The following is a 13759-nucleotide window of genomic DNA, read 5'->3' as shown; positions in this document are numbered from 1 at the left end:
CCTTTTTTGGTGAAAATTTACACAAATCACCCAATAAAACGTGCTGCAATCGCCTTTAACGTTCGGTAAAGGTCCCTTTGACCCGCTGCGAACGCTTGATGTAAGGCACCAGCAGCGCCGCCATCAGCAGCGGCCAGCCGAGGCTGCGCACCGCCACTTCATCCGGCACCGGCGCGAAGGCGAAGGCTTTCACCGCCAGGATCACCGTGATCAGCAGCCATAACAAGAACAGCTTGGGGAAGCGCTGCGACCGCTGGCAAAACAGAAATACCAGCCACAGGGTGAAGCCCCACATCAAGAGCGTGGTCAACACCGAAAAGTACCATTGCAGGGTAAACGCCTGGGCGTTGGTCAACAGATAGTCGCGCGACTCGGGCATGAAGATCGCCATGGCGTACAGGAGCAGCATCAGGCTGGCGCTGAGCAGGGTGACGATCAGATAGGCCAGCGGGGCCAGCAACCAACCGCCGATACGAGAGTATTCAGCTTGAGACATAAAACGGCTTCCTGATTGAATCGGGGATCACAGGCGGCATAGCTTAGCGGGTAATATAGGCTTCGTCATCCCTATCAACCGGATAGCTCGGCGTCGCGGGCTCGGGCCGCACGTTTGGCTACTCCGGCGCCGTGCCGACCCCGCTTCGAATTAACATCTCATTTACTTCTTGTTCCAGCCGTCCGCATGGTGTCAAATCGAAAGGGTCTGTCGTGAGCCTGCAAGAGGAAATCCCATGGCTGAGAAAATTCGTGTCGGGCTGGTCGGTTACGGCTACGCCAGCAAAACCTTTCATGCGCCGCTGATCGCCGGTACGCCCGGGCTGGAGCTGGCCGCCGTTTCCAGCAGCGATGCCGGCAAAGTGCGCGCGGACTGGCCGTCGATGACGGTGGTGGGCGATGCGCAGGCGCTGTTCGCCGATCCGGCCCTCGATCTGATCGTGATTCCTACCCCCAACGATACCCATTTCCCGCTGGCGCAACAGGCGCTGGCCGCCGGCAAGCACGTGGTCGTGGACAAACCGTTTACCGTGACATTGTCACAAGCTCAAGCGCTGCAGCAGCAGGCGCAGCAGAGCGGTTTGCTGCTGTCGGTGTTCCACAACCGTCGCTGGGACAGCGATTTCCTGACCCTCAAAGCGCTGCTGAACGACGGTTCGCTGGGCGAGGTGGTGTACTTCGAGTCGCACTTCGATCGTTACCGGCCACAGGTGCGTCAGCGCTGGCGCGAACAGGGCGGCGTCGGCAGCGGCATCTGGTTCGATTTGGGGCCGCATCTGCTCGATCAGGCGCTGCAACTCTTCGGCAAACCCGAGCGGCTGTTTGTCGATCTGGGTGAGCTGCGGCCGGGGGCGCAGGCGGTGGACTATTTCCACGCGCTGCTGAGCTATGGCGATCGCCGTGTGGTGCTGCACGCCAGCATGCTGGCGGCGGCGGAGAGCCCGCGCTATGTGGTGCACGGCACCCGCGGCAGCTATGTCAAATACGGCCTGGATCCGCAGGAAGACCGGCTGAAGGCCGGCGAACGCTTGCCGCAGGCCGACTGGGGCTATGACATGCGCGAGGGTGTGGTGACGCTGTCACGCGGCGACCTGCTGGCGGAACAGCCGCTGCTCAATATTCCCGGCAACTACCCGGCTTATTACGCGGCGGTGCGCGACGCGATTGCCGGCATAGGCGAAAATCCGGTGCCGGCCGCCGACGCCATCGCGGTGATGGCATTGATCGAACTGGGGCTGGAATCGGCCCGGCTGCAGCAGGCGCTGCCGGTGGTCTGATCCCGCCCACTTTTCTGTGGCCCGGCGCAACGTCGGGCCTTTTTACGACTCTACGTGCAAGGAAATCCGTTTCATGTCCTGGTTGCAGCGTTTGCGCATTGACAAATTTTTGCTGGTTCTGATTTTGGTGGTGATCGTCGCCTCGCTGTTCCCCTGCGAAGGCATCTGGAAAACCTTCTTTGAACACCTGACCACCGCCGCCATCGCGCTGCTGTTCTTTATGCACGGCGCCAAGCTGTCGCGCGAGGCGATCATCGCCGGCATGAGTCACTGGAAGCTGCATCTGCTGGTGTTCCTCAGCACCTTTGCGCTGTTCCCGCTGCTCGGGCTGGCGATGAACCTGTTGGTGCCGGGCATCATGACGCCGACGGTCTATCTCGGCTTCCTCTATCTGTGCGCGCTACCGGCCACGGTGCAGTCGGCCATCGCCTTTACGTCGGCGGCGGGCGGCAACGTGGCGGCGGCGATCTGCAGCGCCTCGGCGTCGAGCATTCTCGGCGTGTTCCTGTCGCCGCTGCTGGTGGGGGCGTTGATGCATACTCAGGGCGGTAATACCGACGTGCTGCACGCCATCGGTTCAATCATTTTGCAATTGATGGTGCCGTTCGTGATCGGCCACCTGGCGCGGCCATTGATCGGCAAGTGGATCGATCGCCATCGCAAATTGATCAATCTGACCGACCGTTCGTCGATCCTGCTGGTGGTGTATACCGCGTTCAGCGCGGCGGTGGTGGAAGGGATTTGGTATCGCATCGACGGCTGGTCGCTGCTGACCATCTTGGTGATGTCGCTGGTGCTGCTGACGGTGGTGCTGGTGATCAACACCTACGCGGCGCGCTGGCTGGGCTTTAACACCGCCGATGAAATTACCATCGTCTTCTGCGGATCGAAAAAGAGCCTGGCGAACGGCATCCCGATGGCCAATGTGCTGTTCCCAGCCGCGGCGGTGGGCGCGATGGTGCTGCCGCTGATGATTTTCCACCAGGTTCAGCTGATGGTGTGCGCGGTGCTGGCGCAGCGCTATGCGCGTAAAACCGCTAAACAGCGGGCCGAGGCGGAGGCGCTGGCGGCCAAATAGGCCGCAGGCCGCTAACGGCGGCCCAGCGCGTCGAGCAGAAAGTCGGCGCGCTCGTCCGGTGAGGCGCGCGGCAGCTCTTGCAGCCGATAGCCATAACGGCGATAGACGGCCACCATCGCCCGGTAGGTCAGCTCGGCTTCGGCGAAAGATTGTTTTCTTTCGCTGTCCTGCGCGTAGATCGCTTGCCACGGCGGGGCGATGAACACCCTTTCGGCATAGCGAAAAGCGCCGATCGCCGCCGTCAAATGCGCGGGGATCGGCAGTCCGCACAGCGTGAGATACCCGGCGATATCCGGCAGCCCGCGATCGAAGAACCAGCATGTTTCCCCCGTTGCTTCGCGCCATGAGCGCAGTTCCCAATCGAGCATCCGCTCGGCGAAGGCCTGGCGATCGCCCCACGGCAGCGCATGGCCGCCGATACTCACCTGATCCTGAATAATCGCCCGGCCGGCCTCCTGCGAGTGCGGAAAGCCGCGGCGATGAAGAACGTCGATGAGCGTGCTTTTGCCCGAGCCGGGGCCGCCGGTCAGCACGATGCGGCGTGTTTTGTCAGACATGCGAAATTCCTCTTTTGCGGCAGAGTCATGGGGTAACACAGCGATAAAGACGAGCAGTCGGAAGAAGACGGCGGGGAGAGGGATGAGAAGAAGGCGCCGTTTGGCGCCTGGGGGGATTTAGCCCTGAACTTTGGCGCGCAGCGCCTGTTTTTCCTGCTCGCTGAGGAAGGCCAGCTTCAGGCCGTTTTCCTGCGCGGTGCGGATTTCTTCCGGCGTCAGCCCGGCCTGCGGCGCGGCGACGCGGTATTCATGCTCGATCTCGATGCCCTGAACCGCCGGATCGTCGGTGTTGATCGACGCCAGCACGCCGTGGCGCAGGAAGGTGGCCAGCGGATGCTGCGCCAGCGACGGCACGGTGCTGGTTTGTATGTTGGAGGTCAGGCAGGATTCGATACCGATGCCGTGTTCCGCCAGGAAGTCCATCAGCGCCGGATCTTCGACCGCTTTCACCCCGTGGCCGATACGTTCGGCGCCCAGCTCGCGGATCGCCTGCCAGATGCTTTCCGGGCCGGCGGCTTCGCCTGCGTGCACGGTGATGCGCAGGCCGGCGTCGCGGGCGCGGTTGAAGTGGTTGAGGAACAGGCTGCCGGGGAAGCCCAGCTCATCGCCCGCCAAATCCAGCGCGGTAATGCCGTCGCGGTGCGCCAGCAATCCTTCCAGTTCCTGCAGACAGGCGGCCTCGCCGAAGGTGCGGCTCATGATGCCGATCAGGCGAATGTCGATATCACGATCGCGGCAGCCCGAACGGATCCCGTCGATCACCGCTTCCACCACGCCGGCGACCGGCAGTTGATGCTTCATCGCCATGTAGTAAGGGGAGAAACGCAGCTCGGCATAGTGCAGGCCGGCGTTGGCGGCGTCCTCGACGTTTTCGTATGCCACCCGGCGGCAGGCGTCCAGATCGCCCAGCACCGCCACGCCCCAGTCCAGTTTCTGCAGGAAGCTGACCAGATCCGGTTCGGCATGGGTGATCTGCACGTGCGGGCGCAGGCTCTCCAAATCGTTGGCCGGCAGGGCGAGATTGAACTGGCGGCCGAGGTCGAGAATGGTCTGCGCGCGGATGTTGCCGTCGAGATGGCGGTGAATATCGGTAAGCGGTAGGCGGGGATCGATCATGCTGGGCACTCGCTAATTATCGTAGGTAAAGTGCAGAACAGTATAAAAACAAATGGATGAAACTTGCCATCGCGTTGCATAAAAAAGTGACTTACATCACAAATAATGCGAGGTGTATCGCATTTTCGTCGTGAATCAGGCTTTCAACACGCTGACGCCCGCCTGCTGCAACGGCGCGATCAGCGCGTCATCGGTAGCCCGCTCAACGATGATGGTGTGCGCCAGCGTAATATCGCCGATCGCATACTGCGAGGCGGCATTAAGCTTGGCGGCGGAAGCCAGCACCACGGTTTCCGCCGCACGGGCCGCCAGCGCGCGCTTGATGTAGGCTTCTTCCAGATCGCCGGTGCTCAACCCCGCAGTGGGGTGCACGCCGGTCACGCCCATAAAATAGATATCGGCGCGAATATGCGACATCGCTTCTACGGCAGCGGCGCCGACGCTGACGATCGAATGCTTATACAGTCGGCCGCCGATCAGGATCACCTCGACGGTGGGGTGATCGACCAGGCCCACGGCGACGCTGGGGCTGTGGGTGACGATGGTGGCGTTGAGGTTGGCCGGCAGTTGCCTGACCAGCTCTGCGGAGGTGGTGCCGCCGTCGATGATCACCACCTGGCCGGGGGCGATCAGCGCCGCCGCCGCTTTGGCGATCGCGCGTTTGGCGCCGGATTCCAAGTGATTGCGTTCGGCGAAGCTGGCGATGGCGGAAGAAACCGGCAGGGCGCCGCCATGCACCCGTTGCAGCAACCCCTCGGCGTCCAGTTCGCGCAGATCGCGCCGGACCGTATCTTCCGACAGCCCGAACATCTCGCTGAGCTGTTTGGCCAAGACCTGACCCTCCTGGGCCAGTTTTTCCAAAATGATCTTCTTGCGCTGGCTGGTCAACATGGCCATTTCCTCTCAAATTTGCTATGCACGAAATATCTTGATCATACACGAAACTGCACGATAGTATCAATTTCCTTCCTCTGGCGGAGTAAACCGATGATAGCCACCAAAGACAGGGTTCGCATTGTCGAAACCCGGGTGTTGTCCGATGACTGGTACCTGCTGAAAAAAACCACCTTTGATTTTCTGCGGCGCGACGGCGTCTGGCAGCGGCAAAGCCGTGAGACTTACGATCGCGGCGACGGCGCCACCATTTTACTGTTCAACCGGCAGGCGCAAACGGTGATCCTGACGCGCCAGTTCCGCTTTCCGGTGTTCGTCAACGGTCATGACGGCATGCTGATTGAGGCCGCCGCCGGGCTGTTGGACGACGCGTCGCCGGAGGCGCGCATCCGCGCCGAAGTTGAAGAGGAAACCGGCTACTTCGTGCAGAACGTGGAGAAAGTGTTTGAGGCGTACATGAGCCCTGGCTCGGTCACCGAAAAGCTGCACTTTTTCGTCGGTGAATATCAGGCGGGCGACCGCCTCAACGAGGGCGGCGGGCTGGCGGCGGAGGGGGAAGATTTGGAGGTGATCGAGCTGCCGCTGGCGCAGGCCCTGCAGGCGGTTCGTCAGGGTACGATCGTTGACGCCAAAACTATCATGCTGCTGCAGTTTGTCGCCTTGAATCGGACGTTGGAGGAACAACGATGAAAGCCCAACAAATCTTGATCGCCGGCCCTTATCGCAGCGGCACCGATGGCGATCCGCAGCGTATCGCCGCCAATCTGGCGCGCCTCGAACAGGCGGCGCTGGCGGTCTACCAACGGGGGCACGTGCCGGTGATCGGCGAATGGCTGGCGCTGCCTTTGGCGGCCGCGGCCGGTTCCACTCAGGTTGGCGATGCGGTCAGCGAGGCGTTTCTTTACCCGGTGGCTCACCGACTGATTGCGCAGTGTCAGGCGGTGTATCGCATCGAAGGGGCGTCTGTGGGGGCCGATAACGACGTGCGGTTGGCTAACGAATGGGGATTGACGGTCTATCGTCATCTGGAGGAAATTCCGTCTGTTCAGGCGTAACCGAGGGGCGGGCAGAGGCTCGCCCCCTCGCGTTATTTCTCGTCCAGCACAAACTTCAACCCGGCGATCAGCTTGTCCATGCCGGCTTCCAGCTTGCTGCGCGGGCAGCCGACGTTGAGGCGCAGGAACCCGCGGCCTTCTTCGCCGTAGGTAAAGCCCGGCATGATCGCCACCTTTTCACGCTCGATAAGCACCTGCTGCAGCGCCCGATCGTCCACGGCCAGCGGCCGCAGATCGATCCAGGCCAGATAGGTGGCCTGCGGCGGGCGCCAGCCCAGCGCGGGAAACGCCTCTGCCAGCCGTTCGGCGACGTAGGTCAGGTTATCCTGCAGATAGTCGCGCAGGGCGTCCAGCCAGGGTTCACCGCGCCGATAGGCGGCTACGTGCGCCGCCACCGCCAGCACTGCCGGCGAGGAGAGGCCATCGCGGGCTTTGAGCTGCTGGAAATAGGCTTCGCGGCTGGCGTCGTCGCTGATAAAGCCGTAGGCGCCGGTTAACGCCGGAATGTTAAAACTCTTGGAGCCGGAGGTCAGCAAGGCCCAGGGGCCGGTCGCCACCTGGCTCCAGGGCGTATGGCGGTGTTCACCCCAGACCATGTCCATGTGGATCTCATCGCTGATCACCCTCACGTCGTGGCGTTCGCACAGTTCGGCCATCTGCTGCAGCTCTTCGCGGCGCCACACTTTGCCAGTGGGATTATGCGGGCTGCACAGTAGCAGGATCTTGGTCTGCGGCCGCGCCAGCAGCGCTTCGAGGTGCGCCATGTCGCAGCGCCAGTCATCTGCGGCCTTGTGCAGCGGGCAGGCCAGCAACTGGCGCTGGTTGGCGAGGATCACCTTATAGAAGGCGTCGTAGGCCGGGGTATGGGTCACCACGTAGTCGCCCGGCACGGACCATTGGCGGATCAGCTGCGCCGCCATGTAGATAACGGAAGGGCCGTACACCGCCGTTGTGGTGTCGATAGCGGTGTTGAAACGTTGTTGATACCAGTGGCGCAGCGCGCCGAGAAAATCCTCATGCTGCCAACGGCTGTAGCCCAGCACGCCGTGCTGCAGGCGCTGTTGCAGCGCCTCGAGAATGCACGGTGCGGTGGCGAAATCCATATCGGAGATGGTGAACGGCAGCAGGTCTGCGCTGCCGAAGCGATCGGCGATGTAATCCCACTGGGTGCACCAGGTGCCGTGGCGGTCGATCGGGGTAGAGAAATCAAACATGGGTGGCTCCCTGCAGCGCCGCGGCAGGGCGCGCCGTGGCTATCAGTGAGTCTAATTCATCCTTCACCGATTGCACCTGCGGGCCGATCACTACCTGCAGATTATGATCGTTGAGATGCACTACGCCGATGGCGCGGTTGGCCTTCAGCGCCGCGTCGTCCACCTGGCTCATGTCGTTGACCGACAGGCGCAGGCGGGTGATGCAGTTGTCCAGCGTAATGATGTTGTCCGGGCCGCCGAGCGCCGCCAAAATCGCCGGCACATTGTAGCCGGATTTGCCCGCCGCGCCGCTCGGCGCGTTTGGGGTGACGGCGCCGTCGCTCTCACGGCCCGGCGTTTTGATGTTAAAGCGCCGGATGGCGAAGCGGAAAATGGCGTAATAGCCGACGAACCAGATGGCGGCCACCACCGGCACCAGATACCACTTGGTGGCGGTGCCGTGCAGAATGCCGAACACCACGAAGTCGATAATGTTGCCGTCGGTGTTGCCGATGGTCACGCCCAGCAGCGCCATGACGGTAAAGCCCAACCCGGTGAGCAGCGCATGGATCAGATAAAGGAACGGCGCGACGAACAGAAACAGAAACTCGATCGGCTCGGTGGTGCCGCCGACGACGCAGGCCACCACGCCGGAAATCAACAGCCCCTTGATTTTATGGCGGTTCTCCGGTTTGGCGCAGTGGTACATCGCCAGCGCCGCGCCCGGCAGGCCGCCGAGGAACGCCGGCATTTTACCCTGCGACAGGAAGCGGGTGGCGCTTTCGGCGAAACCGGTGGTGGTCGGGCAGGAGAGCTGCGCCTGGAAGATGGTCAGGGCGCCGCTGACGCTGTGGCCGCACACCTCCATCGTGCCGCCCGCCTCGGTAAAGCGGATCAGCGCCACCAGAATGTGATGCAGACCGAACGGCAACAGCAGGCGTTCGCCGGTGCCGAAGATCATCGGCCCGAAAATGCCGGCGCCATTGATCATGCGCCCCAGGCCGTTGATGCCGGCGGCGAACCATGGCCAGATCAGGGGGATGAGCAGGCCGCACAGGCCCAGCGTCACGGTGGTGACTATCGGCACGAAACGGGTGCCGCCGAAGAAGGCCAGCGCATCCGGCAGCCGGATGGTGTGGAAACGTTCATGCAGCAGATACACGATGATGCCGACGATCACTGCGCCGAGGATGCCGGTGTCGATCGACTGAATGCCGAGAATGTTTTGGATGTTGTTGGCCTTCAGCACCAGCGGATCGCTGGTGGGCAGCACGCCGGCAGCGGTCAGGTAGAAGTTGGTGGCCAGATTCAGCACGGCGAAGCCGACGAAGCCGGAGAAGGCGGCGACGCCCTTGTTGTCGCGCGCCATGCCCAGCGGAATGGCGATGGCGAACATCACCGGCAGGAAGCTGAAGGCGAAGGAGCCTACCTTGCTCATCCAGGTGAAGATCAGCTGGAAGATCGGGTGGCCGATAAACGGCATCAGGGTGATCACGTCGCGGCTGCTCAGCGAGCTGCCGATCCCCAGCATGATGCCGCAGAAAGAGAGCAAGGCGACGGGCAACATGAATGTTTTGCCCAGGCTCTGGAAGAACTCCCAGAGGGTGATTTTGGGTTTATTGGCTGCTGACATAACCGACTTCTCCTGGCGAAAAGACGAGCAAAAAGGGGACTTCTGATTAGGTAAAAAGAAGATAAAACGTTTTACCTAGCAAAAATGCGCCGCCAATCACAAATCTGTCGCCCGGTTTTTGGCGACAATGCGGCGGGCAGTAAAACGTTTTACTGCATTGACGGATTCGGTATACCCTTGATCACTACGGCGCGGGTTGCCCAGGAACGGGTTCGCAGAGACTATGAGCATCAAAAAGATCACCATTACCGATGTGGCGCAACAGGCGGGCGTTTCGGTCACCACGGTTTCTCTGGTATTGAGCGGCAAGGGGCGGATTTCGCCGACCACCGTCGAGAAGGTCAATCAGGCGATAGAGCAGTTGGGCTACGTGCGCAATCGCCAGGCGGCGACGCTGCGCGGCGGCGAATCCGGGGTAATCGGCCTGATCCTGCGCGACATTTGCGAACCTTTCTATGCCGAAATGACCGCCGGGCTGAGTGAAGCGCTGGAGGCGCACGACAAACTGCTGTTTTTAACCCAGAGCGGGCGCGATGGTCAGGGGCTGCAGCGGGCGTTTGACGCGCTGCTGGCGCAGGGCGTCGACGGCATCGTGCTGGCGGGCGGCATCCGCGCGGCGGCCGGGCTGAAGGAAAAGGCGGCCGAGCAGGGCGTGCCGCTGGTATGCGTGGCGCGCTCCAGCGGTCTCGAGGGCGTGGACGTGGTACGGCCGGACAATATGCAGGCCGCCAAGCTGGCCACCGAATTTTTGATCAAACGCGGCCACAGCCAGATTGCTTATCTCGGCGGCCAGAGCGACTCGTTGACGCGCGCCGAAAGGTTGGGCGGATTTTGCGCCACGCTGTTGCAGTACGGCCTGCCGTTTCGCAGCGAATGGATCGTCGAGTGCGATTGCCAGCAGCGTGAGGCGGCGGAAGCGGCGGAACAGCTGCTGCGCCACTACCCGAATATCACCGCTGTCGTTTGCCACAAGGCGTCGGTGGCGCTTGGCGCCTATTTTGGCCTGACGCGCAGCGGCCGCAGCATCGGTTCGGACGGGGTCGACGCCTACTACGGCCGGCAGGTGGCGCTGATCGGTTTCGGCGACGTGCCGGAGGCCGAGCTGACCGAACCGCCGCTGACCTTTGTCTCCAGCTCGGCGCGGGAAGTGGGGCGCAGCGCCGCCGCGCGCCTGCTGCAGCGCATCAATGACGCCGATCTGCCGGCGCAGAACGTCATTTTGCCGCCGACGCTGATCCGGCGCGGCTCCGCCTAATCCCGCCGCTGTTCCTCTTCCGCTTCGCGGCAAATCCAGCCAATAAAAGCCTTCATCGCCGGCGTCAGATCCCGCGATTTCAAATGGGTCAGCCAGTAGGCGCCGAGCGCGGCCTCGGCGGCGAACGGCCGCTGCAGCGCGCCGGCGGCCAGTTCGCGGCGGAACATGCTGACCGGCGCCAGCGCCACGCCGTCGCACTGGAGCGCGCCTTCCACCATCAGCCTCGATGAGTCGAACACCGGGCCGTTGATTCGCCACGGCGTCACCTGCGCAGCCGTGAACCAGCGTTCCCATTCATCCTGGCGGTAAGTGCGCATCAGCAGTTCGTGCTGCAGATCCTTCGGCGTATGCAGCCGCGCGGCGACCGCCGGCGAGCAGAGCACCGTCAGCGGCGCGTCGAACAGCTTGATATTGCGGGTGGCGGGCCATAAACCTTCGCCGAAACGGATGGCGAAATCCATGCCGTCGGCCGACAGATTGACCAGGTTGTTGTGGGTCAGCACCCGCAGATCGATGAACGGATGCGCCGCGCGGAACGCCGCCAGCCGCGGCATCAGCCAGCCGACCGCGAAGGTGCCGACCACCGCCACCGTCAGCACTTCGTGGAAATGCCCGCCTTCGAACTGCTGCAACACCGCCTCGATGCGATCGAAAGCATCGCTCAACACCGGCAGCAGCGCCTGGCCCTCTTCGGTCAGATCCAACCCGCGCGGCAGGCGGCGGAACAGCTGAATGCCCAGCTGTTCTTCCAGCATGCGCACCTGCTGGCTGACGGCGGCCTGAGTGACGCGCAGCTCCAGACCGGCGCGGGTGAAGTTCAGGTGGCGGGCGGAGGATTCGAACGCCCGCAGGGCGTTGAGGGGAAGTCGATTGCGCATTGTTGATAGCCATAAGTTTTTCTTTATGCTGGCTGAAATTATTATCGCTTGTCAACCCGGCGGCAAAAACCGATATTTGGCGCGGCTGCCGCAAGATTGGCGGAGCCCGTAAAGGAATGACATCATCCATCAGGGAGTGCGCCGTGCGCAACGCCAATAAAAACTTTTGGCCGCGGCCGATGCCCTGCAACCGAAGAGCCTCTATCATGACGAAAATGAACCGCCTGGCGGCCGCGCTGATCGCCGCACTGATCTTGCCGACCGCACACGCCGCGCAGCAGCAGGATATCGACGCCGTTATTCAGCCGCTGATGAAAAAATACGGCGTGCCGGGCATGGCGATCGCCGTATCGGTCGATGGCAAACAGCAGATTTACCCGTATGGCGTCGCCTCGAAACAGACCGGCAAACCGATCACCGAGCAGACGCTGTTCGAAGTGGGATCGCTGAGCAAAACCTTCACCGCGACGCTGGCGGTCTATGCGCAGCAGCAGGGCAAGCTGTCGTTCAGCGATCCGGCCAGCCATTATCTGCCTGAGCTGCGCGGCAGCGCCTTCGACGGCGTCAGCCTGCTGAATCTGGCGACCCACACATCCGGCCTGCCGCTGTTCGTGCCGGACGACGTGACCGACAACGCCCAACTGATGGCTTACTACCGGGCCTGGCAGCCGAAGCACCCGGCGGGCAGCTACCGCGTCTATTCCAACCTCGGTATCGGCATGCTGGGCATGATCGCCGCCAAGAGCCTCGATCGGCCGTTTATCCAGGCCATGGAGCAGGGCATGCTGCCGGCGCTGGGCATGAGCCACACCTACATTCAGGTGCCGGCGGCGCAGATGGCCAACTATGCCCAGGGTTACAACAAGGACGATAAGCCGGTGCGCGTCAATCCCGGCCCGCTGGACGCCGAATCTTACGGCATCAAATCCAACGCCCGCGATCTGATTCGTTACCTGGACGCCAACCTGCAGCAGGCGAAGGTCGCGCAGCCGTGGCGCGAGGCGCTGGCCGCCACGCACGTCGGCTATTACAAAGCGGGCGTGTTCACGCAGGATCTGATGTGGGAGAACTACCCGTACCCGGTGAAACTGTCGCGGCTGATCGAGGGCAACAACGCCGGGATGATCATGAACGGCACGCCGGCCACCGCCATCACGCCGCCGCAGCCGGAGTTGCGCGCCGGTTGGTATAACAAAACCGGTTCGACCGGCGGTTTCTCCACCTACGCGGTGTTTATCCCGGCGAAAAATATCGCCGTGGTGATGCTGGCCAACAAATGGTTCCCGAACGACGATCGGGTCGAGGCGGCTTACCGCATCGTGCAAGCGCTGGATAAGCGCTGATCGTGGGGGGCGCCGTCGGGGCGCCCCTGTTACCGGTGCTGTCGCTCTCGCCGTTCGCGCATGAAATCGATAAAAGCGCGCAGCTTGAGCGGCAGATGCCTGCCGGCGGGAAAGTAGATGAAAAATCCCGATGCCTCGCTGGCATACTCCGGCAGCACTTCCACCAGATCGCCCTGCGCCAGTTCCTGCACCACCGTGCCCTGAAAACGTTGCGCGATCCCCAGGCCCGCCAACGCCGCATCCTTGATCAGCCGATCTTCGTTAAAGATCAAACTGCCGCTGACGTCCAGCGCCCGCTCATCGCCGTGCCGACTGAAATACCAGGGCTCCAATTTGCCGCTGCCGGGAAAACGGTAGCGCAGGCAATGCTGCGCGAGCAGATCGTCCGGCGTGGCCGGCGCGCCGCAACGCGTCAGATAATCGGGTGAGGCAACCAGCACCCGGCGCTGGCCGTTGTCGATCGGCACGGCGATCATGTCCTTTTGCAGCATGGCGTGCATGCGAATGCCGGCATCGAAACTGCCCAGCACCAGATCGGAAAAGCGGTCTTCGGTAAACAGCTCCAGCTGCACTTCGGGATAGCGCCGCTGAAACTCCGCCAGGTGCGGCATCACCAGCAGCGAAGCGGCCAACTGCGGCAACGTGATGCGCAGCAGGCCCGCCGGCTGCGCGCCCAGGGCGCGCACGTCGTCCGCCGCCACGTCTATCTGGTTCATCGCCGGCGAGACCTTCTGGTAAAACAGTCGGCCCTCGTCGCTGAGGCGCACCGAGCGGCTGGTGCGGTGGAATAAGCGCACCCCCAGCTGATTCTCCAGCGCCTGAATGTTTTGCGACACCGCCGGCGGCGTGACGCCCAGTTGGTTGGCCGCGCGGGTGAAGTTGCCCAGCCGCGCGACGGCTTCGAAATAGGGCAGCAGCTGCAGGAGTGAACTCATCTATCAATAACCTGTGCTTAATGATTCATTAAATTATGCCTTATTTTAAT

General features: G+C 62.4%; 14 protein-coding genes. 6 read left to right on the top strand and 8 right to left on the bottom strand.

What is annotated here, in order from left to right:
* Positions 1 to 55: 55 nt before the first annotated feature.
* Entirely contained in the window at positions 56 to 496 is a 441-nt protein-coding gene (locus ACJ8J1_RS08145; protein WP_004938446.1) for a DUF2569 domain-containing protein, read from the bottom strand.
* 235 nt (positions 497 to 731) lie between these two features.
* Between ACJ8J1_RS08145 and ACJ8J1_RS08140 the strand changes: the two genes are divergently transcribed.
* Positions 732 to 1772, top strand: coding sequence for an oxidoreductase (locus ACJ8J1_RS08140; RefSeq protein WP_033642953.1), 1041 nt, complete (start codon positions 732 to 734; stop codon positions 1770 to 1772).
* A gap of 73 nt (positions 1773 to 1845) precedes the next feature.
* Positions 1846 to 2850 carry a bile acid:sodium symporter family protein gene (locus ACJ8J1_RS08135; protein WP_033642955.1) on the top strand — a complete coding sequence of 335 codons (1005 nt, stop codon included), beginning with the start codon at positions 1846 to 1848 and terminating at the stop codon, positions 2848 to 2850.
* 11 nt (positions 2851 to 2861) lie between these two features.
* Here the strand turns inward: ACJ8J1_RS08135 and ACJ8J1_RS08130 are convergent, their stop codons facing one another.
* The 3 genes from ACJ8J1_RS08130 to ACJ8J1_RS08120 form a co-directional block, all read right to left on the bottom strand.
* Entirely contained in the window at positions 2862 to 3407 is a 546-nt protein-coding gene (locus ACJ8J1_RS08130) for an AAA family ATPase (protein ID WP_033642956.1), read from the bottom strand.
* A gap of 117 nt (positions 3408 to 3524) precedes the next feature.
* Positions 3525 to 4523: an adenosine deaminase gene (add, locus tag ACJ8J1_RS08125; RefSeq protein WP_019455941.1), complete on the bottom strand. Its 999-nt coding sequence runs from the start codon at positions 4521 to 4523 to the stop codon at positions 3525 to 3527.
* A 135-nt stretch (positions 4524 to 4658) separates the two neighbouring features.
* Entirely contained in the window at positions 4659 to 5414 is a 756-nt protein-coding gene (locus tag ACJ8J1_RS08120; RefSeq protein ID WP_033642957.1) for a DeoR/GlpR family DNA-binding transcription regulator, read from the bottom strand.
* Positions 5415 to 5510: 96 nt separating this feature from the next.
* Here ACJ8J1_RS08120 and ACJ8J1_RS08115 point away from each other — a divergent pair, with 96 nt between their 5' ends.
* Together ACJ8J1_RS08115 and ACJ8J1_RS08110 are read left to right on the top strand one after the other, a co-directional pair.
* On the top strand, positions 5511 to 6107 hold the full coding sequence (locus tag ACJ8J1_RS08115) for an NUDIX domain-containing protein (protein ID WP_033642958.1): 597 nt from the start codon (positions 5511 to 5513) through the stop codon (positions 6105 to 6107).
* A complete protein-coding gene (locus tag ACJ8J1_RS08110; RefSeq protein WP_033642959.1) occupies positions 6104 to 6472 on the top strand; it encodes a hypothetical protein in 369 nt (122 codons plus the stop codon). Before ACJ8J1_RS08115 ends, ACJ8J1_RS08110 begins: the two co-directional genes overlap by 4 nt.
* A 32-nt stretch (positions 6473 to 6504) precedes the next feature.
* On the opposite strand, the gene ACJ8J1_RS08105 is transcribed toward ACJ8J1_RS08110, so the two are convergent.
* Together ACJ8J1_RS08105 and malX are read right to left on the bottom strand one after the other, a co-directional pair.
* The gene (locus ACJ8J1_RS08105; RefSeq protein ID WP_033642960.1) at positions 6505 to 7686 is read right to left on the bottom strand and encodes a MalY/PatB family protein; all 1182 of its coding nucleotides are present in this window, start codon (positions 7684 to 7686) and stop codon (positions 6505 to 6507) included.
* On the bottom strand, positions 7679 to 9298 hold the full coding sequence (gene malX / locus ACJ8J1_RS08100) for a maltose/glucose-specific PTS transporter subunit IIBC (RefSeq protein ID WP_103101424.1): 1620 nt from the start codon (positions 9296 to 9298) through the stop codon (positions 7679 to 7681). Before malX ends, ACJ8J1_RS08105 begins: the two co-directional genes overlap by 8 nt.
* 223 nt (positions 9299 to 9521) lie before the next feature.
* On the opposite strand from malX, the gene ACJ8J1_RS08095 reads away from it, so the two are divergent.
* Complete coding sequence (locus ACJ8J1_RS08095; RefSeq protein WP_033642962.1) at positions 9522 to 10553, top strand: Mal regulon transcriptional regulator MalI; 1032 nt, start codon at positions 9522 to 9524, stop codon at positions 10551 to 10553.
* Here the strand turns inward: ACJ8J1_RS08095 and ACJ8J1_RS08090 are convergent.
* Positions 10550 to 11431, bottom strand: coding sequence for a LysR family transcriptional regulator (locus ACJ8J1_RS08090; protein ID WP_033642963.1), 882 nt, complete (start codon positions 11429 to 11431; stop codon positions 10550 to 10552). The genes ACJ8J1_RS08095 and ACJ8J1_RS08090 overlap by 4 nt on opposite strands.
* Positions 11432 to 11637: 206 nt before the next feature.
* On the opposite strand from ACJ8J1_RS08090, the gene ACJ8J1_RS08085 reads away from it, so the two are divergent.
* Positions 11638 to 12774, top strand: a complete 1137-nt coding sequence (locus ACJ8J1_RS08085) for a class C beta-lactamase SRT-3 (protein WP_033642964.1) — start codon at positions 11638 to 11640, stop codon at positions 12772 to 12774.
* Positions 12775 to 12803: 29 nt separating this feature from the next.
* Here the strand turns inward: ACJ8J1_RS08085 and ACJ8J1_RS08080 are convergent, their stop codons facing one another.
* Complete coding sequence (locus ACJ8J1_RS08080) at positions 12804 to 13709, bottom strand: LysR family transcriptional regulator (RefSeq protein WP_033642965.1); 906 nt, start codon at positions 13707 to 13709, stop codon at positions 12804 to 12806.
* Positions 13710 to 13759 lie beyond the last annotated feature (50 nt).

This window comes from Serratia sp. CY37869, from assembly GCF_052168895.1.
GTDB lineage: Bacteria > Pseudomonadota > Gammaproteobacteria > Enterobacterales > Enterobacteriaceae > Serratia > Serratia ureilytica.
Note: the sequence above shows the minus strand (reverse complement) of the source record. Positions and strands in the feature narration are given on the sequence as shown.

Bases quoted from the DNA above. Each gene is read 5' to 3' on its own strand.
- ACJ8J1_RS08145 (WP_004938446.1), bottom strand. From the start codon at position 496: ATGTCTCAAGCTGAATACTCTCGTATCGGCGGTTGGTTGCTGGCCCCG.
- ACJ8J1_RS08140 (WP_033642953.1), top strand. From the start codon at position 732: ATGGCTGAGAAAATTCGTGTCGGGCTGGTCGGTTACGGCTACGCCAGC.
- ACJ8J1_RS08135 (WP_033642955.1), top strand. From the start codon at position 1,846: ATGTCCTGGTTGCAGCGTTTGCGCATTGACAAATTTTTGCTGGTTCTG.
- ACJ8J1_RS08130 (WP_033642956.1), bottom strand. From the start codon at position 3,407: ATGTCTGACAAAACACGCCGCATCGTGCTGACCGGCGGCCCCGGCTCG.
- add (WP_019455941.1), bottom strand. From the start codon at position 4,523: ATGATCGATCCCCGCCTACCGCTTACCGATATTCACCGCCATCTCGAC.
- ACJ8J1_RS08120 (WP_033642957.1), bottom strand. From the start codon at position 5,414: ATGTTGACCAGCCAGCGCAAGAAGATCATTTTGGAAAAACTGGCCCAG.
- ACJ8J1_RS08115 (WP_033642958.1), top strand. From the start codon at position 5,511: ATGATAGCCACCAAAGACAGGGTTCGCATTGTCGAAACCCGGGTGTTG.
- ACJ8J1_RS08110 (WP_033642959.1), top strand. From the start codon at position 6,104: ATGAAAGCCCAACAAATCTTGATCGCCGGCCCTTATCGCAGCGGCACC.
- ACJ8J1_RS08105 (WP_033642960.1), bottom strand. From the start codon at position 7,686: ATGTTTGATTTCTCTACCCCGATCGACCGCCACGGCACCTGGTGCACC.
- malX (WP_103101424.1), bottom strand. From the start codon at position 9,298: ATGTCAGCAGCCAATAAACCCAAAATCACCCTCTGGGAGTTCTTCCAG.
- ACJ8J1_RS08095 (WP_033642962.1), top strand. From the start codon at position 9,522: ATGAGCATCAAAAAGATCACCATTACCGATGTGGCGCAACAGGCGGGC.
- ACJ8J1_RS08090 (WP_033642963.1), bottom strand. From the start codon at position 11,431: ATGCGCAATCGACTTCCCCTCAACGCCCTGCGGGCGTTCGAATCCTCC.
- ACJ8J1_RS08085 (WP_033642964.1), top strand. From the start codon at position 11,638: ATGACGAAAATGAACCGCCTGGCGGCCGCGCTGATCGCCGCACTGATC.
- ACJ8J1_RS08080 (WP_033642965.1), bottom strand. From the start codon at position 13,709: ATGAGTTCACTCCTGCAGCTGCTGCCCTATTTCGAAGCCGTCGCGCGG.